This is a genomic window from Acinetobacter colistiniresistens (assembly GCF_024582815.1).
Taxonomy (GTDB): Bacteria; Pseudomonadota; Gammaproteobacteria; order Pseudomonadales; family Moraxellaceae; genus Acinetobacter.
The window spans coordinates 2,001,788-2,025,291 of the sequence record NZ_CP102099.1 but is presented as its reverse complement, the minus strand read 5'-3'; the positions used below and the strand labels follow the sequence as shown (position 1 = coordinate 2,025,291).

At 40.1% G+C, this 23,504-nt stretch carries 21 protein-coding genes and 1 pseudogene; 12 read left to right on the top strand and 10 right to left on the bottom strand.

Annotated elements, in window-relative coordinates; translation table 11 throughout:
- The first annotated feature begins 128 nt into the window (after positions 1-128).
- From map to NQU59_RS09530, 4 genes are all read left to right on the top strand, one after another.
- Positions 129-953: a type I methionyl aminopeptidase gene (gene map, locus NQU59_RS09545; protein ID WP_005243188.1), complete on the top strand. Its 825-nt coding sequence runs from the start codon at positions 129-131 to the stop codon at positions 951-953.
- A 204-nt stretch (positions 954-1,157) separates the two neighbouring features.
- Entirely contained in the window at positions 1,158-2,303 is a 1,146-nt protein-coding gene (locus NQU59_RS09540) for an OmpW/AlkL family protein (RefSeq protein WP_005243191.1), read from the top strand.
- Between the two features lie 167 nt (positions 2,304-2,470).
- The gene (locus tag NQU59_RS09535; protein ID WP_257063252.1) at positions 2,471-3,682 is read left to right on the top strand and encodes an MFS transporter; all 1,212 of its coding nucleotides are present in this window, start codon (positions 2,471-2,473) and stop codon (positions 3,680-3,682) included.
- On the top strand, positions 3,669-3,803 hold the full coding sequence (locus NQU59_RS09530; RefSeq protein WP_005243193.1) for a hypothetical protein: 135 nt from the start codon (positions 3,669-3,671) through the stop codon (positions 3,801-3,803). Before NQU59_RS09535 ends, NQU59_RS09530 begins: the two co-directional genes overlap by 14 nt.
- 217 nt (positions 3,804-4,020) lie before the next feature.
- Here NQU59_RS09530 and NQU59_RS09525 read toward each other — a convergent pair whose 3' ends face one another.
- Positions 4,021-5,202 (bottom strand): trypsin-like peptidase domain-containing protein, encoded by a 1,182-nt coding sequence (locus tag NQU59_RS09525; RefSeq protein ID WP_005243194.1) that lies wholly within the window; start codon positions 5,200-5,202, stop codon positions 4,021-4,023.
- A 186-nt stretch (positions 5,203-5,388) separates the two neighbouring features.
- Between NQU59_RS09525 and NQU59_RS09520 the strand changes: the two genes are divergently transcribed.
- The 3 genes from NQU59_RS09520 (at position 5,389) to NQU59_RS09510 (ending at position 7,970) form a co-directional block, all read left to right on the top strand.
- Positions 5,389-6,147, top strand: coding sequence for a Nif3-like dinuclear metal center hexameric protein (locus NQU59_RS09520; protein ID WP_257063250.1), 759 nt, complete (start codon positions 5,389-5,391; stop codon positions 6,145-6,147).
- A gap of 347 nt (positions 6,148-6,494) precedes the next feature.
- The gene (locus NQU59_RS09515; RefSeq protein WP_257063249.1) at positions 6,495-7,118 is read left to right on the top strand and encodes a superoxide dismutase; all 624 of its coding nucleotides are present in this window, start codon (positions 6,495-6,497) and stop codon (positions 7,116-7,118) included.
- 225 nt (positions 7,119-7,343) lie between these two features.
- Positions 7,344-7,970, top strand: a complete 627-nt coding sequence (locus NQU59_RS09510; protein WP_005243197.1) for a superoxide dismutase — start codon at positions 7,344-7,346, stop codon at positions 7,968-7,970.
- A gap of 297 nt (positions 7,971-8,267) precedes the next feature.
- Here the strand turns inward: NQU59_RS09510 and NQU59_RS09505 are convergent, their stop codons facing one another.
- Positions 8,268-9,872 carry an isocitrate lyase gene (locus tag NQU59_RS09505; protein ID WP_004652709.1) on the bottom strand — a complete coding sequence of 535 codons (1,605 nt, stop codon included), beginning with the start codon at positions 9,870-9,872 and terminating at the stop codon, positions 8,268-8,270.
- 528 nt (positions 9,873-10,400) lie between these two features.
- Here NQU59_RS09505 and NQU59_RS09500 point away from each other — a divergent pair.
- Complete coding sequence (locus tag NQU59_RS09500; protein ID WP_004652708.1) at positions 10,401-11,402, top strand: LysR family transcriptional regulator; 1,002 nt, start codon at positions 10,401-10,403, stop codon at positions 11,400-11,402.
- A gap of 200 nt (positions 11,403-11,602) precedes the next feature.
- Positions 11,603-12,931: a hemolysin family protein gene (locus NQU59_RS09495; RefSeq protein ID WP_005243198.1), complete on the top strand. Its 1,329-nt coding sequence runs from the start codon at positions 11,603-11,605 to the stop codon at positions 12,929-12,931.
- Positions 12,932-12,972: 41 nt separating this feature from the next.
- On the opposite strand, the gene NQU59_RS09490 is transcribed toward NQU59_RS09495, so the two are convergent.
- On the bottom strand, positions 12,973-13,236 hold the full coding sequence (locus tag NQU59_RS09490; RefSeq protein ID WP_016651800.1) for a hypothetical protein: 264 nt from the start codon (positions 13,234-13,236) through the stop codon (positions 12,973-12,975).
- Between the two features lie 63 nt (positions 13,237-13,299).
- Positions 13,300-13,815: a hypothetical protein gene (locus NQU59_RS09485; protein WP_257063246.1), complete on the bottom strand. Its 516-nt coding sequence runs from the start codon at positions 13,813-13,815 to the stop codon at positions 13,300-13,302.
- A 213-nt stretch (positions 13,816-14,028) separates the two neighbouring features.
- On the opposite strand from NQU59_RS09485, the pseudogene NQU59_RS09480 reads away from it, so the two are divergent.
- A pseudogene (locus tag NQU59_RS09480) lies at positions 14,029-14,609 on the top strand (DUF2239 family protein).
- Between the two features lie 23 nt (positions 14,610-14,632).
- Here the strand turns inward: NQU59_RS09480 and NQU59_RS09475 are convergent.
- The 6 genes from NQU59_RS09475 to NQU59_RS09450 form a co-directional block, all read right to left on the bottom strand.
- Positions 14,633-14,989 carry a hypothetical protein gene (locus NQU59_RS09475; RefSeq protein WP_005243202.1) on the bottom strand — a complete coding sequence of 119 codons (357 nt, stop codon included), beginning with the start codon at positions 14,987-14,989 and terminating at the stop codon, positions 14,633-14,635.
- A 91-nt stretch (positions 14,990-15,080) separates the two neighbouring features.
- Positions 15,081-16,694: a sulfate adenylyltransferase subunit CysN gene (cysN, locus tag NQU59_RS09470; RefSeq protein ID WP_257063242.1), complete on the bottom strand. Its 1,614-nt coding sequence runs from the start codon at positions 16,692-16,694 to the stop codon at positions 15,081-15,083.
- Between the two features lie 83 nt (positions 16,695-16,777).
- Positions 16,778-17,686: a sulfate adenylyltransferase subunit CysD gene (gene cysD, locus NQU59_RS09465; protein WP_005243206.1), complete on the bottom strand. Its 909-nt coding sequence runs from the start codon at positions 17,684-17,686 to the stop codon at positions 16,778-16,780.
- 324 nt (positions 17,687-18,010) lie between these two features.
- Positions 18,011-19,453, bottom strand: coding sequence for a capsule assembly Wzi family protein (locus tag NQU59_RS09460; protein ID WP_257063241.1), 1,443 nt, complete (start codon positions 19,451-19,453; stop codon positions 18,011-18,013).
- A gap of 145 nt (positions 19,454-19,598) precedes the next feature.
- Positions 19,599-21,125 carry a lysine--tRNA ligase gene (gene lysS, locus NQU59_RS09455; protein ID WP_005243209.1) on the bottom strand — a complete coding sequence of 509 codons (1,527 nt, stop codon included), beginning with the start codon at positions 21,123-21,125 and terminating at the stop codon, positions 19,599-19,601.
- A gap of 159 nt (positions 21,126-21,284) precedes the next feature.
- A complete protein-coding gene (locus NQU59_RS09450) occupies positions 21,285-21,722 on the bottom strand; it encodes an SRPBCC family protein (protein WP_005243210.1) in 438 nt (145 codons plus the stop codon).
- A 348-nt stretch (positions 21,723-22,070) separates the two neighbouring features.
- Between NQU59_RS09450 and rubA the strand changes: the two genes are divergently transcribed.
- Positions 22,071-22,235 (top strand): rubredoxin RubA, encoded by a 165-nt coding sequence (gene rubA, locus NQU59_RS09445; protein WP_004678010.1) that lies wholly within the window; start codon positions 22,071-22,073, stop codon positions 22,233-22,235.
- Between the two features lie 83 nt (positions 22,236-22,318).
- Positions 22,319-23,500: a rubredoxin reductase RubB gene (rubB, locus tag NQU59_RS09440; protein ID WP_005243211.1), complete on the top strand. Its 1,182-nt coding sequence runs from the start codon at positions 22,319-22,321 to the stop codon at positions 23,498-23,500.
- The last annotated feature ends 4 nt before the right edge of the window (positions 23,501-23,504 follow it).

Genomic DNA, 23,504 nt, shown 5'->3' with positions numbered 1-23,504 from the left:
TATTGTTATCAGATATCTTCGTAAAATCTTTTCATAAATAATAAAAGATAGTCACGAAAAGCATTTGATAAAATAGGCGGCTATTTATACCATAGACGCTTGCAAATTACCAAAAGTTTTTAGAGATCATGAATACGACTTATACAGCTCCTCGTCGATTAATCAAAACGCCCGAAGAAATTGAGAAGATGCGTGTTGCAGGCAAATTGGCGGCTGAAGTTCTAGACATGATTAAACCGCATATCAAAGCGGGTGTGAGTACATTAGAACTCGATACAATCTGTCGCAATCATATTGAAAATGTTCAACAGGCGATTCCTGCCTGCGTTGGCTATGGTGCTGCACCTGGTCGCCCTGCTTTCCAGCATTCTATTTGTACTTCTGTAAACCATGTGGTTTGTCACGGTATTCCTTCTGAAAATAAAATTTTAAAGAATGGCGATATTCTTAATATTGATGTGACCGTAATTAAAGATGGTTATCACGGCGATACCAATATGATGTATGTCATTGGTGGTGAAACTTCAATTTTAGCTAAACGCTTGTGCTCAGTGGCTCAGGAAGCGATGTATCGTGGCATGGCAACAGTAAAGGATGGTTCATACCTTGGTGACGTCGGTTATGCAATTCAGCAATATGTTGAATCTGAGCGCTTTAGTGTAGTACGTGAATATTGTGGTCACGGCATTGGCAATGTGTTCCATGATGAACCACAAGTGTTACATTATGGGCAAAAAGGTACAGGTATGCGCCTAGAGGCTGGCATGACCTTTACGATTGAACCAATGGTAAACGCAGGTGTTTGGCAGACTAAACTTTTAGGTGATAAGTGGACCGTCGTCACAAAAGATCACAAGTTATCTGCTCAATATGAACATACAATTTTAGTAACCAAAACAGGGATCGAAGTTTTAACAGCTCGCCCAGAAGAAGATCTATCACGCTTTATGTGATTAATTTTCCTTAAATTTAGTTTAAAAAGTCACTTCGGTGGCTTTTTTTATTCCTTCACAATTTCTTCATCAATTTATCTAAATCAAACAAAAAATTCATAAGCATAACAATTATAAATCCTAACTAAACAAAGCCCAAATAAAAATCGCGTTAAGGTGGGCGCAAGAAAAATCCTAACAAACATTCGGACATGGAGTCCTCAAATGATGAAAAAGCCCTTCGCTTGCCTAATTACAGGCTTATGTGCCCTACCCACTTTTGCTTTTGCAGACTCACCTTATTTCAGTCTAAAAGATGGCGATGGTTTCAAACGCTTTTCGGTTTCCGCAGGTTGGTTACATGCTATGCCTCAAGGCAACGGCAACCCAATTAATATCAACACGAGTGTAGCCGAGGGAACAAAGTCCAAAGTCGGTGATATCACCGTTGACTCTGTTTTGGGTGCTGTAGATCAATCCACAGCAGATGGTAAGAAAAAACATGATACCCTGCAAAGTCTGGTCACTAATCCGTTAACAAAACCACTTATTACTCACAAGGGTTCTGATGGAAAAACCTATTTAAATTCAGAAGTTGCTGGAGATGCCACCATCAATGGTTTATCTAATTGGCAAGCCCAAGGAACAGGTCTGACCGCAAATAATGTCGATACACTTGGTATAATGGCCAATTATCATTTTACTGATAATGTGTCCTTAGAATTTAAAGCAGGTATACCACCCAAAGTTAACATCAAGGGAGAAGGACAAATCTCAGCACCCTTAAGTGGATCAGATAAGCCAGGAAAAGTTGCAGGCATAATCGATGCTGGACTGATTATTGGTGGAGACTTACCGCTGAGAAAAGATATTCCGATTACGAACCTCTCACAGAGCAAAAAAGCCGCGTCAGCAACTGCCTGGTTACCGGCTGCTGAACTTCATTATCAATTTGGTAAATCTGGTGTGAATAAATTCCGACCTTATGTAGGTATAGGCGTTATGTATGCCCATTTTACTCATCTAAAACTAGATGATAATGTTGGCAATGACTTAGTTGCTGCTGGTCATAAGATTCAGAATGTGCTTGATAACAAAGCTGGGGCAGCGCTTGATGGTAAAATATCATCGGCTAATCCTAAAATTAAGGTCGAAGCAGATGATGCTTGGGCACCAATGGCAACATTAGGTGCAACTTACGATTTTACCCCTAACTGGTTTGCTGTAGGCTCGGTAACTTATGCACCAATGAGTAGTGATGCAAAAATTACCATTTCAGACTCCAACACTGGCAAAGAACTCATCAAAGCCAATACCAAAATTGATATTGACCCACTGATTACCTATGTCGGTGTCGGCTATCGTTTCTAAAAGTCTTAACTCATAAAAAAAGCAGCCATCGCTGCTTTTTTTATTTCCTGACATTTTTAATAGTAAACAATTTACTCAAACAAATAGAACTCTAATCATTTTTAGAATCGAAATATCAATAGAAGTATTTTAAAATACTTTTCACTTATTCCAAGATCACAACAACAATGCCAACTCCTCAATTTTCCAAACAATTGGTCTATATGCTAATTGGAAGTGCACTGATCCTTGCACTCTCATTAGGTGTCCGCCATGGTTTTGGTTTATACCTCGTTCCCATGAGTGATACCTACGGCTGGGGTCATCATATTTTTAGTTTTGCCATTGCCATGCAAAACTTAATCTGGGGTGCAGCGCAACCATTTACAGGGGCCATAGCTGATAAATATGGAACGAAAAAAGTGGTCATGACAGGTGGCCTCTTCTATGCCATTGGTTTAGTGCTCATGGCATTTAGCTCCACAAGTCTTTTACTTAATCTTAGCTTAGGCCTTATCATCGGGCTTGCGCTATCAGCGACCTCTTTTACCGTACTGCTTTCTGCGGTTGGTCGTGCTGCACCACCAGAGAAACGTAGTATGGTGATGGGGATTGCCAGTGCTGCGGGTTCCTTTGGGCAGTTTATCATGTTGCCTTCAACCCTCTTGCTACTTAAAACGATCGGTTGGTCTTCTGCTTTACTGGTGAGTGCCTTTGCCATTGCATTTATTGTCCCGCTGGCTTGGTTATTGAAATCCCCTGCCTCTACAACACCTAAAGCGTTAAATCAACCCAGCCTCAGCTTTAAACAAGTTTTACACATTGCCAGAAAACACAAACCATTTTGGTGGCTATCTCTTGGTTTTCTGGTCTGTGGCTTCCAAGTGGTGTTTTTAGGGGTACATCTGCCTGGCTATCTGATCGATCACGGCTTTGATGCGACAACAGGAACGGTGTTTTTAGCACTCATTGGTTTATTTAACATCATTGGGACTTATGGTGCTGGCTGGTTAGGCGACCGCTATTCAAAACCGAAGTTACTGATGTTGCTTTATGGTTTACGTGGGATTGCGATTATTGCATTTCTATTGCTACCACTCAGCACATTGACCGTTTATGCTTTTGGGATCATTATGGGCTTACTTTGGCTTTCAACGGTTCCACTCACCAATGGCATTGTAGCCAACATGTTTGGGGTCAAATATTTATCCATGCTGAGTGGTATTGTGTTCTTTACCCATCAAATCGGTTCATTTTTCGGTGGTTGGTTAGGCGGCGTCAATCATGACCTTGCAGGTAACTATAATATGATCTGGCTGGCCTGTTTAGTGCTTAGCGTATTTGGTGTGGTGATCCATCTTTTCGTCAATGAAGAGGCTATCATTCATGATGAATATTGAACGATATTTTACATTGATCCTGCTCGTCTGCGTTGTTGGCCTCATCAGCATCTCGATTCTGATCTGGTTTCAAACGCCTGATTTATTTGAATACTTCAATCAAGCCTTCTGTGCACATTAAGCACATATTTCGACTCTTCATTATTGTCATCTAACAATCAGAAAACTGTCATCAAATCATCAAATTTCGATGCTTTAATAAAAAATAAAAAGCTCTAAAAATGTAAAAAGCCTGCTGATTGAATCAATCAGCAGGCTTTTTACACTATGAATAAATGCATAAAATAAAAGAGCTGCACTTGAGCAGCCCTTTTATTAATCAACATCAATCAAATTTACTACTGACGTTTAGGCAGCGGAATATATTGCGATTGTGCATTTTGCTGCACTTTACGCTCCCCAACTTTGACTTGCACGGTTTGCTGCTTACCATCACGCTCAATCACAACATCAATTAAGCTTTCTGGTGCTTGTAATGCAACATAATTAATTAAATGTGAAGCAGAAGAAATCTGTTCATTATTCACCTGAATGATTTTATCACCACGTTTAATTCCCGCAGAATCAGCAGGACCTTCGCGTAGTACATCTGCAACAGTAACGCCAATCGGTTTAGCAGCCAATACATCTTCATCCAAGTTATTTGGAATCAAACTTATTCCTAACCAGCCACGCACGACACGACCATCTTTCAGAATAGAGTTCAGCACTTGCTGGCAGACTTTGGCAGGAATCGCAAAACCAATCCCTAATGAGCCACCTGATTGAGAGAAAATCGCGGTGTTAACACCAATCAGATTGCCCGCAACATCAATCAATGCGCCACCCGAGTTCCCCGGATTAATTGCAGCATCGGTTTGAATAAAGTCTTCATAGGTATTAATTCCTAAATCAGAACGTCCAGTTGCCGAGATAATGCCCTGAGTCACGGTTTGCCCCACACCAAATGGGTTACCAATTGCAAGTACAACGTCACCCACTTCATTACCACTCAATTTAAATGGAAGAACAGGTAACTTGTCTAACTCAATCTTAATCACAGCCAAATCTGTATCAGGATCAGTACCAATCACTTTTGCTTCAGCACGACGACCATCATAAAGTGCAACTACAATGTGCTCAGCTTGGGCGATCACATGATTATTGGTCAGAATATATCCATCTGCACGTACAATCACGCCTGAACCTAAACTGTTTTCATTTTGAGGCTGTTGCGGTACTTGGTTGCCAAAAAACTCACGAAATACAGGATCATTCAATAAAGGATGATTCATCTGCTTTACTTTCTGGGTCGTGAAAATATTGACCACGGCTGGCGCTGCCACTTTAACCGCAGCACTATACGACACCACCCCACCCGCACGCGAGGTATCGATCAACGGTTCAACCTTCTCGGCTGGCATTTTTACACCATCAGCCGCTACAGTTGGTTTCGGCTGATGCGATTTCTGCCAAGCCAGAAAACTAAATATAACAAGAATGAGTAATACCCAAGGTAACCATGTAAATGCACGGCGCACGTTTATTATCCTCTACGCGAAATTATGTTATGAACGTAATTTATTGAAGAACTGGAAGTTTCCACTATTGTAAAGTAAATTGCTTAAAATCAATGCAAAAGTTAAAAAGTTTTGTCTAGCTTTAGTTACATTTAAAAATATGTTCTTATTGATCTTTAGAAAAGATGTAAACAATTGAGGAATCGCATGGCAAATTTGCATGACATTGTGCAGTGGTGTAATCAAACCTTAAAAGCAAATGAGTTTAAAGACTATGCACCAAACGGCTTACAAATCGAAGGCAAGCTTGAAGTCAACAAAATTGTCTGTGCTGTAACCGCATCAGAAGATGCGATTGATGCTGCCATTGTTCAGCAAGCTGATGCATTGCTTGTTCATCATGGCTATTTCTGGAAAGGTGAACCCTACCCAATTACAGGAATGCGAGGCAATCGTATTAAAAAACTGATTCAAAATAATATTTCTTTAATTGCCTATCATTTACCTTTGGATGCACATCCAACATTAGGCAATAACATCGCTATTGCCGATTTGATTGGTCTACACGATCTGGAAGCACTAGATCCAAGTGAAAAGCATCCTATTGGTAATATCGGCTATTTAGACGACTCGCTCAGCCCTGAACACTTCAAGGCAAAGTTGCAGACTATTTTTGATTTTAATGTGATCCATTTACCAAGTGATAAAACTGCAATTAAAAAAATAGGCTTCTGTACGGGTGGAGCGCAAGACTTTATCGCCAAAGCAGCTCAAGCAGATTGTGATGCTTATATTTCTGGTGAAGTAAGTGAGCGTACTTTCTATGAAGCTAAAGAACTTGGGGTACATTATTTCGCATGCGGCCATCATGCCACTGAACGTTATGGTGTACAGCGCTTGGCACAAGCCATTGCCGATCAATTTTCAATTGACACTGCATATTTTGAACTCAACAACCCAATTTAACCCGATCCATCCATCAAGGGAGTGAAGTTTGTTTCACTCCTTTCCTTTATATTTCAACTCAATATTTAGACCAGCCCCTATCCAATTTAACTGATTAAAATCATGAGACGCTCCGCATCGCACTGCTTCTGACTATTTAAAATACGCGAACAGTCGGAGAGCAGATCCGCGTTACTCACCCTATCAGCTGCCAACTAGAATAAATGATAAATAAAATTTATTTTTATCCCCTTTTGTATAGATAAAAGCGAATTAAAAGATATTGATTCTCATTTGCTTTTAAATAAATAATGAAGACGCTTTAATTTATGCCAATAAAATCATTTTGATTAAAAGGAATCAAACACATGGCTTATTCTTTACCAACGCTTCCTTATGCTTACGATGCACTTGAACCCAATATTGATACCAAAACCATGGAAATTCACCACAGCAAACATCATCAGACGTACATCAATAATATTAATGGTGCAATTGAAGGTACAGAATGGGAAAAACTCCCCGTAGAAGAATTGGTTGCCAAAGTGAATGAAGTTCCTGCCAACCTTAAAAATATGGTGATCAACAATGCAGGCGGCCATGCCAATCACTCACTGTTCTGGACAGTCATGAGTCCACAAGGAGGAGGAAATCCAACTGGCTCTGTTGCAGAAGCCATTGATCAACAACTAGGAGGCTTCGATGCTTTTAAAGAGGCTTTTACCAAGGCTGCCATTAGTCGCTTTGGGAGTGGCTGGGCATGGCTGAGCGTCACATCTGAACATCAACTCGTTGTGGAAAGTAGTGCTAATCAAGACTCACCACTGATGCATGGCAATACACCTATTCTAGGTCTGGATGTATGGGAACATGCCTACTACTTAAAATATCAAAACCGCTGCCCTGAATATATTGCTGCGTTTTATAATGTTGTGGATTGGGATGAAGTGAATCGTCGTTATCATGAGGCATCACAAGCTAAAGCGCAGTAGTTTTTCCGAAACTGGGCTTAGATCAGCATTGTTATAAAAACAGGTTAGAGTTTTTTATACCGTTCACTAAATGAACTAAAAACTCTAATCATTGTTGTATCGTATATGTCTCATAAAGAAATTTTTTGCATATTTTGTGTATTAAAAGACTGCCCTATTGTCTATAGAATCATTTACAATAAAGGCACTTAATGTAAAACCCAGCAAATTTGCAAGGAATGAAACATGACAACCATTACTTTACCTGCACTGCCATATGGCTATGATGATTTAGCGCCACACATCACTCGCGAAACTTTAGAATACCATCACGACAAACACCACAATACTTATGTTGTTAACTTAAACAACTTAATCAAAGGTACTGACCTTGAAGGTAAAACTTTAGAAGAAATCATCAAAGCATCTGCTGGTGATGCATCTAAAGCAGGTATCTTTAACAATGCTGCTCAAGTATGGAACCACACATTCTACTGGAACAGCATGAAGCCAAATGGTGGTGGTAAACCGACTGGCGCGATTGCAGCTAAAATTGATGAAGCTTTTGGTAGCTACGAAAAATTTGCTGAAGAATTCACTGCCGCTGCAACAACTCAATTCGGTTCAGGTTGGGCTTGGTTAGTGGCTGATGAAGTAAACGGTAAATTATCGATTACTAAAACTGCCAATGCAGATACACCACTTGCTCATGGTCAAGTTGCAGTATTAACAATCGACGTTTGGGAGCATGCTTACTACATCGACTTCCGTAACTTACGCCCAAAATACATCGCGACTTTCTTAGAAAGCCTAGTAAACTGGGACTATGCAAATGCAAAACTTGCAGGTCAACCAGCAGGCGTTGAGAAATAATTGATTATTTCTTGAATAAAAAACTGCTCTTGATGAGCAGTTTTTTATTGCCACGATATTTCTCATATCGCGCATCAGGACAACAGCTTTTACGACAATAAGAATGAGGCTTAATATTAATTATTCTTTGGCAAATCTTTTAAATGTAGCCTCTTGTCTGGCCTGACAGCAGAGACTCAAACAATAAACTTAGCTTCCCTTCTGAAAAGAATCACATTCAAACCACCACAGCACATCCAATTTTTAAGCAATGAAAAAACCCTGCTTTCGCAGGGTTTTCTTGAATCAGTTCAGTGCTTAGTGAGCAGCGAATTGGTTCATTGTGTTTTTAGCATCATCGTGTGCTTTAAGTGCGTTGTCACCAGAGAAGATTTCTTTGTGATCATCACCGATGTCAGAACCCGCCATTGCTTGGTGTTTAACACAAGCGATACCACCACGGATTTCTTTACGTTGTACGCCAGCAACATAAGCCAACATACCTTCAGTACCGAAGTAACCTTGTGCAAGCTCATGAGTAGAAAGCGCAGCAGTGTGGTAAGTCGGAAGTGTGATCAAGTGATGGAACACACCCGCTTCACGAGCAGCATCAGCTTGGAAAGTACGGATCTTAGCATCAGCATCAGCAGCTAATTCAGTTGCGTCGTACTCAGCGCTCATTAATTTAGCACGGTCGTAAGCAGAAACGTCTTTACCTTCAGCAACCCAACGGTCGTAAGCTTGTTGACGGAAGTTTAACGTCCAGTTGAATGATGGGCTGTTGTTATAAACAAGCTTCGCATTTGGAACTGTTTCGCGTACACGGTTAACCATGTGAGCAATTTCTTCTACGTTTGGAGTCGCAGTTTCGATCCAAAGAAGGTCAGCACCATTTTGAAGGCTAGATACACAGTCAAGTACAACACGGTCAATTTGAGTGTCAGCACGGAACTGATACAACCCAGAAGCTAAACGCTTAGGACGGTGTAATTTACCATCACGCTTGATCAGGATTTCATCTTCTTGAGCATCAGCGATGTCAATTTCAGTTGTGTCTAAGTAGCTGATGTATTGAGAAGCGATGTCGCCTGGCTCTTTAACCACTGGGATTTTTTGAGTCAAGTCAGCGCCTTCAGAGTCAGTACGCGCAACGATGATACCATCATCAAGACCCATTTCTAAGAATGCATAACGTAATGCATGGATTTTAGCGATGAAGTCTTCGTGTGGAACAGTTACTTTACCAGCTTGGTGACCACATTGTTTTGCGTCAGATACTTGGTTTTCGATTTGAAGTGCACATGCACCCGCTTCGATCATTTTCTTAGCAAGTAAGTAAGTCGCTTCTTCGTTACCGAAACCAGCGTCGATGTCAGCAATAATTGGCACAACGTGAGTTTCAAAGTTGTCGATTTGAGCAGTGATTTCAGCTGCTTTAGCTGTATCACCCGCTTCGTTTGCTTTTTTAAGTGCGCGGAATAAATCGTTTAATTCTTTCGCATCAGCTTGACGTAAGAATGTGTAGATTTCTTCGATCAATGCTGGAACAGATGTTTTTTCGTGCATAGATTGGTCAGGAAGTGGACCAAATTCTGAACGAAGTGCAGCAACCATCCAACCAGAAAGGTAGATATAACGACGTTCAGTTGTACCAAAGTATTTTTTATTCGCGATCATTTTTTGTTGCGCGATAAAACCGTGCCAGCAACCTAATGATTGAGTATATTTGCTAGAATCAGCATCATAAGCAGCCATATCACGACGCATAATCGCAGCTGTATATTTTGCGATGTCTAAACCAGTTTTGAAACGGTTTTGCAATTGCATACGAGCAGCATCTTCAGGACTAATATCTGCCCAAGTGTTGCCAAATTTTGCTTTTAATTCGCGGATTGCATCAATCGCTGTTTGATATGTAGTCATGATCTATTCCTTTGAGGATTGGCATCGAATGTGGGCTAAAAATCCTGATTTTATTTAGTCTAGATTTCAAGCGCCTCATCAACATGTCTCAAAGCTTAGTCTTTGGCAAGCGATTTATCCAATATTCTGGCTTAATCTTCAGTATTTTCTAAAAAATATATGTATAAACATTTTTCAAAAATGCGAAAAATGCAACACAAACACATGTTTTTATTTAATTTTTAAAATACGCTATCAAGTATAATTATTCGATTTTCGAGTCATTTATTAGACTCATCAGTTCAGAAAAAGCCAAAATTTGATTCTTAAAAACACTCAAAATGACAATTTTTAGCCGTGTTTTTCCACAAATGATATCGAAGAAATAATCACCTAAATACCTCTCAAATTAAATAAACCAACAGAATGTGCCAAGTTGCAGTACACATCTCGCTACTGTCGCTTTTATGTAGGATTAAGTTACACAAATAGCTTTGGATATGTCATAATTCAAGGCAATTCAAGGATTTTATTTTCGGTATTTTTTTTATGAATCTGGAGCGGGTCGATCTCAATTTATTAATTTATCTTGATGTACTTCTTCGTGAAAAAAATGTCACCCGTGCAGCGGAGCAATTGGGTGTTACCCAACCTGCAATGAGTAATATTTTACGTCGATTACGCAATCTGTTTAATGATCCCCTACTCATTCGCTCTTCTGAAGGCATGACCCCTACTGAACGTGCACTAGAATTACAACCTCGTATTCGAGATGCATTGTCAGATCTTTCAATGATTCTTGAACCACGTACCGAATTCCGTCCTTATACCAGTAATCGTGTGTTCCGGATTATGACATCCGATTATGCTGAAGCCACACTTGTTCCACGCTTAGTGAAAGCATTACGCTCAGAAGCACCTAATGTGGTTTTGGATTTCTTAACTCCGAGTGATGTGTCTTATCGTGATATGGAGCAGGGTAAAGTTGATTTGGCGATTAATCGCTTCAATGAAATCCCGCAAAGTTTCCATCAAGTCTTGGTTTGGCGCGATAGCTTTAGCTGTATTCTGAACGACAAACATCCCGCAGTAACCCACCTCAATCTAAAAAGTTATCTAGATGCTCAACATATTTGGGTATCTAAAACTGGCATGGGCGTTGGTTTCGGCGTAAATCCGGAAAAACAGGCAGGTTTAGGCTGGATTGATCAAGCTTTGGAACGTATCGGGCAACGTCGCAAGATTTCTGTCTTTACCCGTCACTATCAAATGCCCGCTCTGCTTGCTCAAAATGTAGATTTGATCGCAACCTTACCCACCCGTATGGCACGTTTGCAAACTCAGAATCCTAGACTGGTTATAAAGGATCCTCCATTTTATATTCCAGAGTTTGAATTAAAAATGGCTTGGTGTCCGTTATTGCATCATCATCCTGCTCATCGCTGGCTCAGACAACTGATTTTGTTTGTTGCACGCCAAATGATTGAGGAAGAAAATCGTGAGTATTTATTAAATAATGGCAACTCACAATTACCACATAGCTTTTTTTAATTGGCCAAATTAACTAGATGAAATTTCAGCCATATCTTAAGTATGGCTGACTGTTTTAATAACAATATCAATAAAAACTTATTTCTTTTACTTATTGATACATTATATTCTATTAAAGAATAAGCGAGTGAAATAATGCCAAAGCAAGCATTATTTACATAAGCGAACTATAGGCTGCGGCCTACCAACATAGGTGATGTATGGATATTTTTCAAAGCATGATGATTCTAGTTATTCTAGTCGCATGTTCATTCTTTTTATCCTTATCTGAAATCGCGATTGCTGGATCACGAAAAATTAAACTGAAACTCCTTGCTGAAAGTGGTGACGAACGCGCAAATAAAGTGATTGAGTTGCAAGAAAACTCAGCAGACTTTTTTGCATCAACTCAAGTCGGTGTCAATGCCGTCGCGATCTTAGGCGGTATTGTTGGTGAATCATCATTACGCCCCTATTTCTACAATTTAGCAACCGAGCTTTACCCAGGCCCATGGGCAGAAACAATTGGTTTTAGTTTATCCTTTTTAACCGTCACATCTCTTTTTATCTTATTTGCCGACTTGATGCCAAAACGTTTGGCGATGATTTTTCCTGAAAAACTAGCCATCAAAGTCATCAATCCCATTACCATCTTTATCAAAATTTGCAGGCCTTTAGCTTGGGCAATTAACATCATTGCTAATTCAATTTTCAGAGTCTTTAAAATTGATACCAAGCGTGATGACAGCATGACCTTTGATGATATTTCTGCCATCATGAATGCAGGTGCGCAAGCCGGTGTCTTACAAAAACAAGAACATCATTTCATTGAAAATGTATTTGAACTTGAAGAGCGTACTGTTCCATCAAGCATGACTGCACGAGAAAACATCGTTTATTTCACCTTGAATGAAGCTGAACACAGCATTCGTCAAAAACTGGCTGACCATCCTTATTCAAAATTTTTAGTCTGTAATGAACATATCGATCAAGTGATTGGTTATGTAGATGCCAAAGATATTCTGGTTCGTATTTTAAATAATCAATCTTTCACTCAACTGAATGAATCGATTATCCGCAATGTGCTGATTATCCCAGACAGCCTCACGCTATCAGAACTTCTTGACCGTTTTCGCTCAACCAAAGAAAAGTTTGCGGTTGTGATCAATGAGTATGCTTTAGTGGTCGGTGTCATTACTTTGAGCGATATCATGATCACCGTTATGGGTGACTGGGTGACCCCGATGGATGAAGAGCAGCAGATTATCAAACGAGATAATCATTCTTGGTTGATTGATGGCAGCACTCCAATTGAAGATGTAAAACATGCCTTAGCAATTGAAGAATTCCCAGAAAATGAAAACTACGAAACAATCGCTGGCTTTATCATGTATCGTCTACGCAAAATTCCACGTCCTGCGGATGCGGTCGAATATGCCGGTTTTAAATTTGAAGTAGTCGATATCGACCACTATAAAATTGACCAATTGCTGGTGACTCAAATTACACCAAACCTAGAAAATGATTCCCCTATCACCCAAGATGATTAAGCCGAGCCATCCATAAAAAAAGCCCCTATACAGGGCTTTTTTTATTTCAGGACAAACCAGACTACGGCAGCCAAAATCAAGAAGATCAAAATCAAGACTTTCATTCCACCACGACTACGCTGTACCAATTGCTCTTGGATCTGTGCCTGTTCTTGTGGATGATCTTGCAGATACTGATCAATTAAGTCTTTAGATTCCTTGAGACCTAAACCTGTTTTTTCCCGTGTGATCTTAATGGCATCAATCAATTGCCCTGCCCTGAGCACATTAAGCGCTTCTGGCGGAATCTTCGGTGCTAAGGTCATAAAATTAACAATCCTTGTTATTTTCTATTGGAAACCGCATTAGAGCAGGATGTTTAGAATCCCCTAGTTTCCACCATATAATGAAATGAGCTCATCAAGTACGGCTTGATAATGAATACTGATATCTTCTGCTAAGATTTTATAAGCATTGTCAAACTGAACCATCGGCCAGCCTTCTTTCCAGAATGGAAAAATATTATGCAAATCGTGTGTGACTGTCGCATCTTCACGGCCAATAGCTTGTGCAACCTGTGCCAACACTTGAGCAGTTTCTGCACCGTCTATTGCCAGATAGTCAATACCACGCACTTTTAAAATACGAATACGGTCTTTTTTATAACGGATCTTTTTCGCCTGACCTGCATTCAAACTCAGTGCCAGTGTCACTGCTTCGACAAACTTTTCTTCAAAGCTTGTACTGAGTGCAACCAGAGCCTGTTTATGTGCTTCTTGACGCCCAGCTTTCCCCCCATTACGGATCATCTCGTTTGCTTCCGTATCCAGCTTATCTTTTTTCATAGACTGTAAAATGTCTAAAATTTCGATATCGCTTAAAGATTCAGGAGATTGCTCAATCATGGGAGTCCTTATACACATAAATAAAGACATATTGTCTCATAAAAGCAATATTAAAGCAGAATAAAAATTTAAAATGGCCAGCCATCTTTGCTATTGTTGTAATGCGTACTCTAAAGATCCCGTTTGTACAATCAGATCTTCTTCGATTTTTTGGTTATTTATTTGCCAAATTCATTTTACCCTGATAATATTATTTTACCCAGATAAAAATATGTGATTAAAATGAATACTCAAACCACCTACACTGCATTCTCAGGCAGTACACTGATTGCAAGCGGCCAGCCGACTGATCTCGTGTTGAAGATTAAGCTTATTCCTGAAACAACCGAAAGCATTTTGATTTTTAATGATCAAACAGGGCAACAAATTGATCTCGATCTTTCGGGTTCTGAACAAGAACTTCAACAACGCTACGCCGAACCAGAGGAAATTAAAAAAGTTGGACGGCCTAAACTCGGGGTTATCTCTCGTGAAATCACTTTACAGAAAAAACATTGGGATTGGTTAGATCAACAAAGTACAAGCGCATCAGCACTGATCCGCAAGTTGATTGATAAAGAGCTGAATGATCCTAATTCTGAAAGTAATATCCTGCTTGCCAAACAAGCGACTGATCGTTTCATGTCTGCGATGTTAGGCAATATGCCAAATTATGAAGAAGCAACCCGTGCTTTATATCAAGGTGATCAGGAAGTCTTTTTAAAGATGATTCAAGATTATCCTAAAGATATAAAAGAATATTTAATTCAAAAACCCAAAATATTTTTAATTTTTTGATTGTTCCGCCTCCTTGATAAGTGGAACAATCAGACATAATCTATAAAGCATCTTCATCATTTATTGAAGATGTCATCTTCATATCAATATTTTTATAATCAATGACCTGCAAACAACTTAGACACCTCTCTTTCAACTCATTAATCATTTGCTGTTGCCTTACCTCTCCACCATCAAAGCTAGATAAAGCATCAATCTCATCAAAACATGCTATTACGTATTTCAGATCGTCAGAAATTATGGTGGATTTTAAGACATCATTAGAAAAGCTCGGCCTTGCTAAAGACCATATTCCAGCTTCAGGAGAAATAATACCCTGTTGAATTCCCTCTAATACTCCCAGAGCTAGTGAAGCGATATAGAATTCAGCATTTTTATTAAGGGTTTCAAGTTTCATTTATTAGAAATATAATTATATAAAAATATCGAGTATACACAATACAACAAAAAACCCGCTTACGCGGGTTTTTTAAAATCAATTCAGTCGATTAAAGACGAACCAATTCCACAACTTTTTCAACAGCTTCTTCAAGTGTTTCAGCAGCAATCTCGGTATCAGCACCTTCAACGGTCGTTGTGATAACCACAACGCCAGTTTCACGTAACAAGGCAATTTGCTCAACCGTTAAATTGGCTTTTGCAATCGCAACTACACCTTGTTGAATCAATAAGCTTTCTAATGCTTGAGCTTTTTCAATCAACGATGCAGACACACCAATCACCGCAGGTTTTTGACCTAAACGTGCCGCACGATCTTCAGCAGTCACAGGATTGCTATGCGCCGTCCATTCAACTGCAGCTTCAACCATGCCCGCACCAACAGTCACGTTGCTGAGACGGTCAATAAAGATAAATGAGCCAGTGTAACGGCTATCCTGATATTGATCGAAGACCACTGGCGCATCAAACTCAACCACAACATCCGCAATCGCATTCAACTCAAGCTCTTCAACTTGCGTATGTTCCAACGTATTCACATTAACACGGAAATTAATTGCAGTGACTTTCGCTGGAACAGTTTGCGTGCCAATTTTGACGTTGTAGAGCTTACCTTTCACCAACGGATGTTCATTCATCCACACCACTGAAGCACGTACACTACGTGAAATCAAAGGTTGTTCGCCTGCACGGACCAAAACGTTACCACGAGAAATATCAATTTCATCGTTTAAAGTTAACGTCACGGCTTGACCAGCAACAGCTTGTTCAAGGTTACCATCAAAGGTGACGATTTCTTTGACTGTTGATTTTTTGCCAGATGGCAAAGCAACAATTTCATCACCAACCTTGATTTCACCCAACGCAATGGTCCCCGCGAAACCGCGAAAATCGAGGTTTGGACGATTCACATATTGAACCGGGAAACGGAATTCATGTTTATTTGATTCGCGTTTAATTTCCACTGATTCAAGAATGCTCATCAAGGTTTGACCCTTGTACCACGGCGTACTTGCTGATGGATTCACCACGTTATCGCCATTCAGTGCCGAAATCGGTACGAACACAATATTTTCAGGACGACGATCACCAAGTTGACTGACGAAAGCATCATATTCAACTTGAATTTCATTGAAACGTGCTTCAGAGAATTCCACCAAGTCCATTTTGTTAATTGCAACCACGATATTTTTAATACCGAGCAAGCTTGCAATAAATGAATGACGACGGGTTTGAGTTTGCACACCATAACGCGCATCAATCAAGATAATCGCAAGATCAGCTGTTGATGCACCTGTTGCCATGTTACGCGTGTATTGTTCATGTCCAGGCGTATCTGCAATGATGAACTTACGCTTTTCCGTAGAGAAATAGCGATAAGCCACATCGATGGTAATGCCCTGCTCACGTTCAGCCTGCAAACCATCGACCAGTAAGGCAAGGTCAGGTGCATCACCCGTCGTACCAACTTTTTTACTGTCACGGGTTACCGCTTGTAATTGATCTTCATAAATCAATTTTGAATCATAAAGTAAACGACCAATTAAGGTACTTTTACCGTCATCGACGTTACCGCAAGTCAAAAAGCGTAATAAGTCTTTTTGCTCATGTTGTTTTAAATAACCCAAGATGTCTTGGCTAATAAGATCTGATTGATGAGACATTGCTCAAAACTCCACATATTCTTTAGAAATCGCTTTTAATCTCCCTAAATCCCTCTTTTAAAAGAGGGACTTGCTTAAGGAAATTAGAAATAACCTTCTTGCTTTTTCTTTTCCATCGAGCCCGCCTCATCATGGTCAATCATACGACCTTGACGCTCTGAGCTGGTTGCCAAAAGCATTTCTTGGATAATTTCAGGCAAGGTATCTGCTTCAGACTCAACTGCACCCGTGAGTGGATAACAGCCAAGCGTACGGAAACGTACCGATTTCATTTGTGGAACTTCCCCTTCTTTTAAACGCATACGCTCATCATCCACCATGATCAAGGTACCGCTACGCTCGACCACTGGACGAACCGCAGAGAAATAAAGAGGAACGATTTGAATATTTTCCAGATAGATATACTGCCAAATGTCTAATTCAGTCCAGTTCGACAATGGGAAGACACGAATACTTTCGCCCTTGTTCACTTTACCGTTATACAGATTCCAAAGTTCTGGACGCTGGTTTTTAGGATCCCAACGATGTTTATTATCACGGAATGAATAAACACGTTCTTTGGCACGTGATTTTTCTTCATCACGGCGTGCGCCGCCAAACGCAGCATCAAACTGATACTTGTCCAAGGCTTGTTTTAAACCTTGTGTTTTCATAATGTCGGTATATTTTGAGCTGCCGTGATCGAACGGGTTAATCCCAGCCTCACGACCTTCGACATTTTGATGTACGATCAAATCGAAACCATGGGTTTTTGCCATGTTGTCACGGAAAGCGATCATGTCTTTAAACTTCCAACCAGTATCTACATGTAGTAGCGGGAATGGAAGTTTCGCTGGATAGAATGCTTTCAAAGCGAGGTGTAACATCACCGCTGAATCTTTACCAATCGAGTAAAGCATCACAGGGTTTTCAAATTCAGCTGCGACTTCGCGAATAATATGAATACTTTCTGCCTCAAGTTGTTTGAGGTGCGTTAATCTATTTTCAGTCATGTACAATTTCCCCCTTATCCATGCTATCCATAAAATCTATAAGTGGAATTACACCACCACTTTGAAGACTGTGTGGAGGAACGAGTGCCATAACAACTCCAATTTTTCATGATATCGATATTCTTACTTGTAGTAGAATGAACTACTGAGTAAAGGTTATTCATTATAATAATTTAGATTCAGTTCTTTAGCTTGTTTTTTCATATCAATATGCAAAATTATGATATGAAAATAAGATTTGAGAATAACAATAGACTCGATTTCACGTGAATTAATTAAAAAAAGAAGCCCTTAACGGACTTCTCATTGATCGATTAATATCGCTTAGAAACGGAACATCTTCGTTTCCAATGGAATTTCAACACCGACTGAAACACCACCATCACGACCATTTCGATCTGAATCTGTTACCCAACCATTAATTTTTAATGGAAGTGTGGGTTTGATATTATGTGTCCAGGTTAGATCTAAACCTTTAATCGTATCCTTGTCAGGAAATGCCTGATTGACAGATAAACTTAATGGATTGACTTTGGCATAGATAACGCGCGCGCTCAAACTATTCATCACATCAAAACGGATATTACCACCTACAGAATACATTTGACCATCACCGCCCATCCCATGCCCTAATGGAAAACCTTGCTGGTAAAAACCATCATGATATACGTAATGGGTATAAGAAATACCTCTAATCTCTCCATTAGTACGAGTGTCTGCCCACTCAGCATAAAGCTGATAAGGCATATTTTTATAACTCGATGAGAAGTCAGTACCTGCAAGATACATCCATTTTGAAGGTAAATAACCTGCCTCATCTTCACCAATCATCTGTCCATATACACTTACAGGGATTTGTAATAAAGGCTGCAATGACAAGCGAGCATCAAATCCACCCAATTGATTTGATGGATCCTGACTACCATCTTCTACATTATCATGACCCACCATAGCTTTCCAGAAGCGTTTCCAACTTTCAGAACGATCGCCTCCACCAAATTGTATTGCTCGAGATGCGCCTAACTCTAAATAAGGTAAGGGCTGTGCAGTCAAACGCATACCTAATAATTTGACACCAGGATCTGATTCATAATCCTGTAAGCGCCCTACAAATGCTTGATATTGCCAAGGGCCAATCCAAGAAAGCCACTTAGATTCAAAAGCGTTTTGTACTGCACGTTGTACCGTCACCCCATAGACTGGACGGCTTGCATCACCACGAATCAAACTTCCGTCATGCCCTGGTCCCCAATACGTTGGGATTTGGCCCGCAATTACCCATTGATTCCAGAGTTTCCCCGCAATATATGAGCCTTCAACATTCGCATCATGACCATTATCAATCAAAGGGTCTTTTTCACCATTAACTCGTAACTTTGCATCCCAGTTCTCACCGCCCGCATTAAACTCGACAGCTGCCTGGTATTGAGATTTCTGGTTATCACCAAAGGTTTGTGGAATTTGCTTGAGATCAGTACCTGCATGTAAGCCAATTTTCACTGTTTCATTATCAGCTTGCAGCGCACTCATTACAGAATTGACAACTTTCTGCTGTGCACTGTTATTGACTTTTGCTTGAGATAAAGCACGCTTAACCTCATCACCACTTAACGGCCAAGTCGATGTACTGATTTGAATCACACCTTGTTGATTCAGCCAGTTTAGGTCCGTACGTAAATTTGCATCATTTAAAACAAGGCCTTGTGCAAAAGTAGTCGCAGAAAAAGACGTAAATAATGCGAGATAAAGCGATTTTTTTAGCAGCATGTCCAAACTGTTCTCAAATTTATTTATGTGCACATGATCGTTTTTTTACACTCGCATTTCAATCATCAAACGAAACAATTACATTTTTTAACGTAGAAATAAAAAGACCACCTCAAATAGGTGGTCTTTTTACAAGCAAAAAAGATTAATCTTTACGGCGCATATGAGGGAATAAAAGTACATCACGAATACTTGGCGCATTCGCAAATAACATAACTAAGCGGTCAATCCCAATCCCCTGACCTGCTGTCGGCGGTAAACCATACTCCAATGCTTCAATAAAGTCTGCATCATAATGCATGGCTTCATCATCACCCGCATCTTTTTCAGCAACCTGTGCCTGAAAACGTTCTGCCTGATCAATCGGGTCATTTAACTCGGAGAAACCATTTGCCAATTCACGACCGCCAATAAAGAATTCAAAACGATCTGTAATATGTGGATTATCATCATTACGACGTGCAAGCGGTGAAGTTTCTGCCGGATATTCCGTAATGAATGTCGGCTGACGTAATTGAGTTTCTACTGTTTCTTCAAATACGATGGTTTGCAACTTACCTAAACCAAATCCTGGTTTTACTTTCTCTTTCAATACATCTTGAATGAACTTCGCCAAGAACTCACGATCATTGACATTTTCAGGTGTAAAGGTTGGGTTATGTTCAAGAATCGCATCAAACATTGAAATTTTCTTGAATGGACCTTTGAAGCTATAGACCTCTTCACCATAAGGCACATCAGTTGTACCTAAGATATCGACTGCCAGTTTTTCAAGCATGTTTTCAGTCAAGATCATCAAGTCTTTATAGTCAGCATAAGCTTGATAGAACTCGATCATGGTGAACTCAGGGTTATGACGTGTTGAAACCCCTTCGTTACGGAAGTTACGGTTAATTTCAAATACACGTTCAAAACCACCAACCACCAGACGCTTTAAATATAATTCTGGTGCAATACGGAGGTAAAGCTCCATATCCAATGCATTGTGATGGGTCACGAACGGTTTTGCAGATGCGCCACCTGGAATCACATGCATCATTGGCGTTTCAACTTCCATGAAACGTTCATTGGTCAAAAAGGCACGAATACCCGCAACGACTTTGGCACGAATTTCAAAGGTCTTGCGTGTCTCCTCGTTGACGATCAAATCTAGATAGCGTTTACGATATTTCGCTTCAGTATCCGTTAGACCATGGAATTTGTCTGGCAGTGGGCGCAGGGATTTGGTCAATAGTTCAAAACCTTCAAGGTGAACATATAAGTCACCTTTACCCGAACGTCCAATATAACCTTCGGCAGCAATAATATCACCGAGGTCCAAGCTTTTAATGGTTTCTAAAATATCTGCTGGCAAACCTTTACGGTCTACATAAAGCTGGATACGACCTGTCATGTCTTGGATCACAATAAATGATCCACGGTTCAACATCACACGGCCTGCAACTTTGACATAAACTTTTTCAGCACCTTCAATTTGTGCTTTGTCTTGATCTTTAAATTGTTCTTGCAGATCGCCAGTATAGTGTTCACGCTTAAATGTGTTCGGCCACGGGCTCTTACCCGTTTGTTTTGCAGTCTCTTGGATTTGCTTTAATTTGGCATGACGCTGTGCGATTAAATCGTTTTCGGAAAGTGTTTGTTCAGAAGTCGATTGAGCGTTTTGTTGCGTCATCTCTGCCTCGATTAAGTAAAAAAAGAAGTGACATAGAATAGCAGATCACAATCCATTTTCGTATTGTTTCAACCAGACAATTCAAAAAAATCAAGATTTATCAGATTTTGAATCGAGATAACGCAACAATGAGCCACTCGAAAAACACACATTGATCCTTTATTTCTCAGCTAGATGTTTAACGATAGCCAGCCCTTGATCAAAACCTTGATGAATAAATTCTGCATGTTCAGGTTGAATATCGACTTCAACATGTAATTGGGTCTCACCATTAAAATCAAACAGCATATATTTCTCTAAAACGCCCGCCCAGGATTTAACCTCCTCACTATCCAGATCTTCCTTACCATCTTTAATCATTCCGAGATGTTTAAAAACAACTTCTTTGGGTACCTGTATACTTTCAATGGTGGAGACCATACCGTTACCTCTACCATCGCTAAAATAGGTTTTACCGCCGACTTTCCAATCGGTTTTCATGGTTGAATCGCAAGCAAAGAATTTTGTCCATTCCCGATAACTTTCAGGTGTCCACAAAACCTCCCAGACTTTCTCTGGGGTAGCATAAATTTTTATATTATATGACAGCGTTTCCATGTACTTTTCTCCATTATCATTGTTGTGATTTATCATAACGTGTTCTCGAATGTTTATTTTTTATACACACTATATTCATACGATTATTCATTTTTAATTACATAAGCATTTATATTGCTGTAAAAAATTAGAGCAATTGCTCAAATAACAAGACTTTCAGATAGAATAGCCATATCGCTATTTGAATAAATGATTAAACTCTTGCATTTACTTTACTTAAATGGCGTTCTGCGTAAAAATCTAACTCCCGATCAACACAAGTTAGTTCTATTGCAGCGATCGTAGCGACATTATGGAATAGTTTTACTGAAAGGCAATTTGAGCATACCTATCAGTTTGGAGAGTCACATGAAAAAATATCAATGTATCGTTTGTGGTTGGATTTACGACGAAGCAGAAGGCTGGCCACAAGACGGCATTGCAGCAGGTACCAAATGGGAAGATATTCCTGATGATTGGACTTGCCCAGATTGCGGCGTTTCAAAAGCTGATTTTGAAATGGTTGAAATCTAAATAGATCGAGAAGACCATGACAGTGATCATGGTCTTTTTTTTGCTATCGTTTGTTTTTAAATAAGAAAATATTGGAGATTAGAATGCATCCTATCGTTATCATCGGATCAGGTATGGCGGGTTATACCGTTGCTCGAGAATTTCGTAAACTGAGTCCTGAACAAGAACTCGTTATGATCTGCGCGGATGATGCGGTAAATTATGCAAAACCAACATTATCCAATGCCTTTGCAGGCAATAAAGCACCTGAACAAATTGCTTTAGGCGATGCCAACAAAATGGCCACCCAACTAAATATGCGCATTGAAGCAGAAACCTGGGTAAAAGAAATCAATGCCGCCAACCATGAAATCACATTAGAAAAAAATGGGGAAACGCTGACTCAACCCTATTCAAAACTGGTACTTGCAGTCGGCGCAAATCCGATTCGCTTAGCAATCGCAGGCGATGGCAGTGAAGATATTCATGTGGTGAACTCACTCATCGACTATCGCAACTTCCGTGAAAATCTGGCTAAACGCAAAGATAAGCGTGTGGTGATTCTAGGAGCAGGTCTCATTGGTTGTGAGTTTGCCAATGACTTGTTACATAGCAATTATGATGTAACCGTGATTGATCTTGCAGCACAACCTCTGGGTCGCCTACTGCCGAATCATGTCGCTGAAGCATTCAAAACCAATCTAGAACAAGCAGGCATAAAATTCGCCCTTTCAACAACAGTTGAAAAAGTCACGAAAATTAATAACGGTGAAGACTATGCCGTCACTTTAGCCAATGGTCAGACTTTAGTTGCAGATATCGTACTATCGGCTATTGGATTACAGCCAAATATTGCTTTAGCGAAAGCAGCAGACATTCAAACCAGTCGTGGCATCATTACCAATACTTTATTGGAAACCAATCAAGTAGATGTTTATGCCGTAGGTGACTGCGCTGAGGTAAATGGTACGTTGCTGCCATATGTCATGCCAATCATGCAACAAGCGCGTGCTCTAGCAAAAACCCTGAGTGGTCAGAGCACTGCGGTACACTATCCAGCCATGCCAGTTGCAGTTAAAACACCTGCTGCACCATTAACTGTTTTACCAGCTCCCCTAAACGTTGACGTGAACTGGGAAACAGAGGAGTTCGAGGATGGCATGTTGGCCAAAGCGGCTGACGGCGAAGGCACATTAAGAGGTTTTGTGCTTCTCGGTGCAACAGCAGCAAAGCAACGTTTAAGCTTAACCAAGTTGGTTCCAGACTTGATTCCAGCACAAGTTTAAAGTT

Coding starts and splice junctions, on each gene's coding strand:
- cysD (WP_005243206.1), bottom strand. CDS start 17,686: ATGACTGAAAATAGATTAACGCACCTCAAACAACTTGAGGCAGAAAGT.
- NQU59_RS09495 (WP_005243198.1), top strand. CDS start 11,603: ATGGATATTTTTCAAAGCATGATGATTCTAGTTATTCTAGTCGCATGT.
- map (WP_005243188.1), top strand. CDS start 129: ATGAATACGACTTATACAGCTCCTCGTCGATTAATCAAAACGCCCGAA.
- cysN (WP_257063242.1), bottom strand. CDS start 16,694: ATGTCTCATCAATCAGATCTTATTAGCCAAGACATCTTGGGTTATTTA.
- NQU59_RS09475 (WP_005243202.1), bottom strand. CDS start 14,989: ATGAAACTTGAAACCCTTAATAAAAATGCTGAATTCTATATCGCTTCA.
- NQU59_RS09520 (WP_257063250.1), top strand. CDS start 5,389: ATGGCAAATTTGCATGACATTGTGCAGTGGTGTAATCAAACCTTAAAA.
- lysS (WP_005243209.1), bottom strand. CDS start 21,125: ATGACGCAACAAAACGCTCAATCGACTTCTGAACAAACACTTTCCGAA.
- NQU59_RS09510 (WP_005243197.1), top strand. CDS start 7,344: ATGACAACCATTACTTTACCTGCACTGCCATATGGCTATGATGATTTA.
- NQU59_RS09450 (WP_005243210.1), bottom strand. CDS start 21,722: ATGGAAACGCTGTCATATAATATAAAAATTTATGCTACCCCAGAGAAA.
- NQU59_RS09535 (WP_257063252.1), top strand. CDS start 2,471: ATGCCAACTCCTCAATTTTCCAAACAATTGGTCTATATGCTAATTGGA.
- NQU59_RS09515 (WP_257063249.1), top strand. CDS start 6,495: ATGGCTTATTCTTTACCAACGCTTCCTTATGCTTACGATGCACTTGAA.
- NQU59_RS09490 (WP_016651800.1), bottom strand. CDS start 13,236: ATGACCTTAGCACCGAAGATTCCGCCAGAAGCGCTTAATGTGCTCAGG.
- rubB (WP_005243211.1), top strand. CDS start 22,319: ATGCATCCTATCGTTATCATCGGATCAGGTATGGCGGGTTATACCGTT.
- NQU59_RS09540 (WP_005243191.1), top strand. CDS start 1,158: ATGATGAAAAAGCCCTTCGCTTGCCTAATTACAGGCTTATGTGCCCTA.
- rubA (WP_004678010.1), top strand. CDS start 22,071: ATGAAAAAATATCAATGTATCGTTTGTGGTTGGATTTACGACGAAGCA.
- NQU59_RS09460 (WP_257063241.1), bottom strand. CDS start 19,453: ATGCTGCTAAAAAAATCGCTTTATCTCGCATTATTTACGTCTTTTTCT.
- NQU59_RS09530 (WP_005243193.1), top strand. CDS start 3,669: ATGATGAATATTGAACGATATTTTACATTGATCCTGCTCGTCTGCGTT.
- NQU59_RS09505 (WP_004652709.1), bottom strand. CDS start 9,872: ATGACTACATATCAAACAGCGATTGATGCAATCCGCGAATTAAAAGCA.
- NQU59_RS09485 (WP_257063246.1), bottom strand. CDS start 13,815: ATGATTGAGCAATCTCCTGAATCTTTAAGCGATATCGAAATTTTAGAC.
- NQU59_RS09500 (WP_004652708.1), top strand. CDS start 10,401: ATGAATCTGGAGCGGGTCGATCTCAATTTATTAATTTATCTTGATGTA.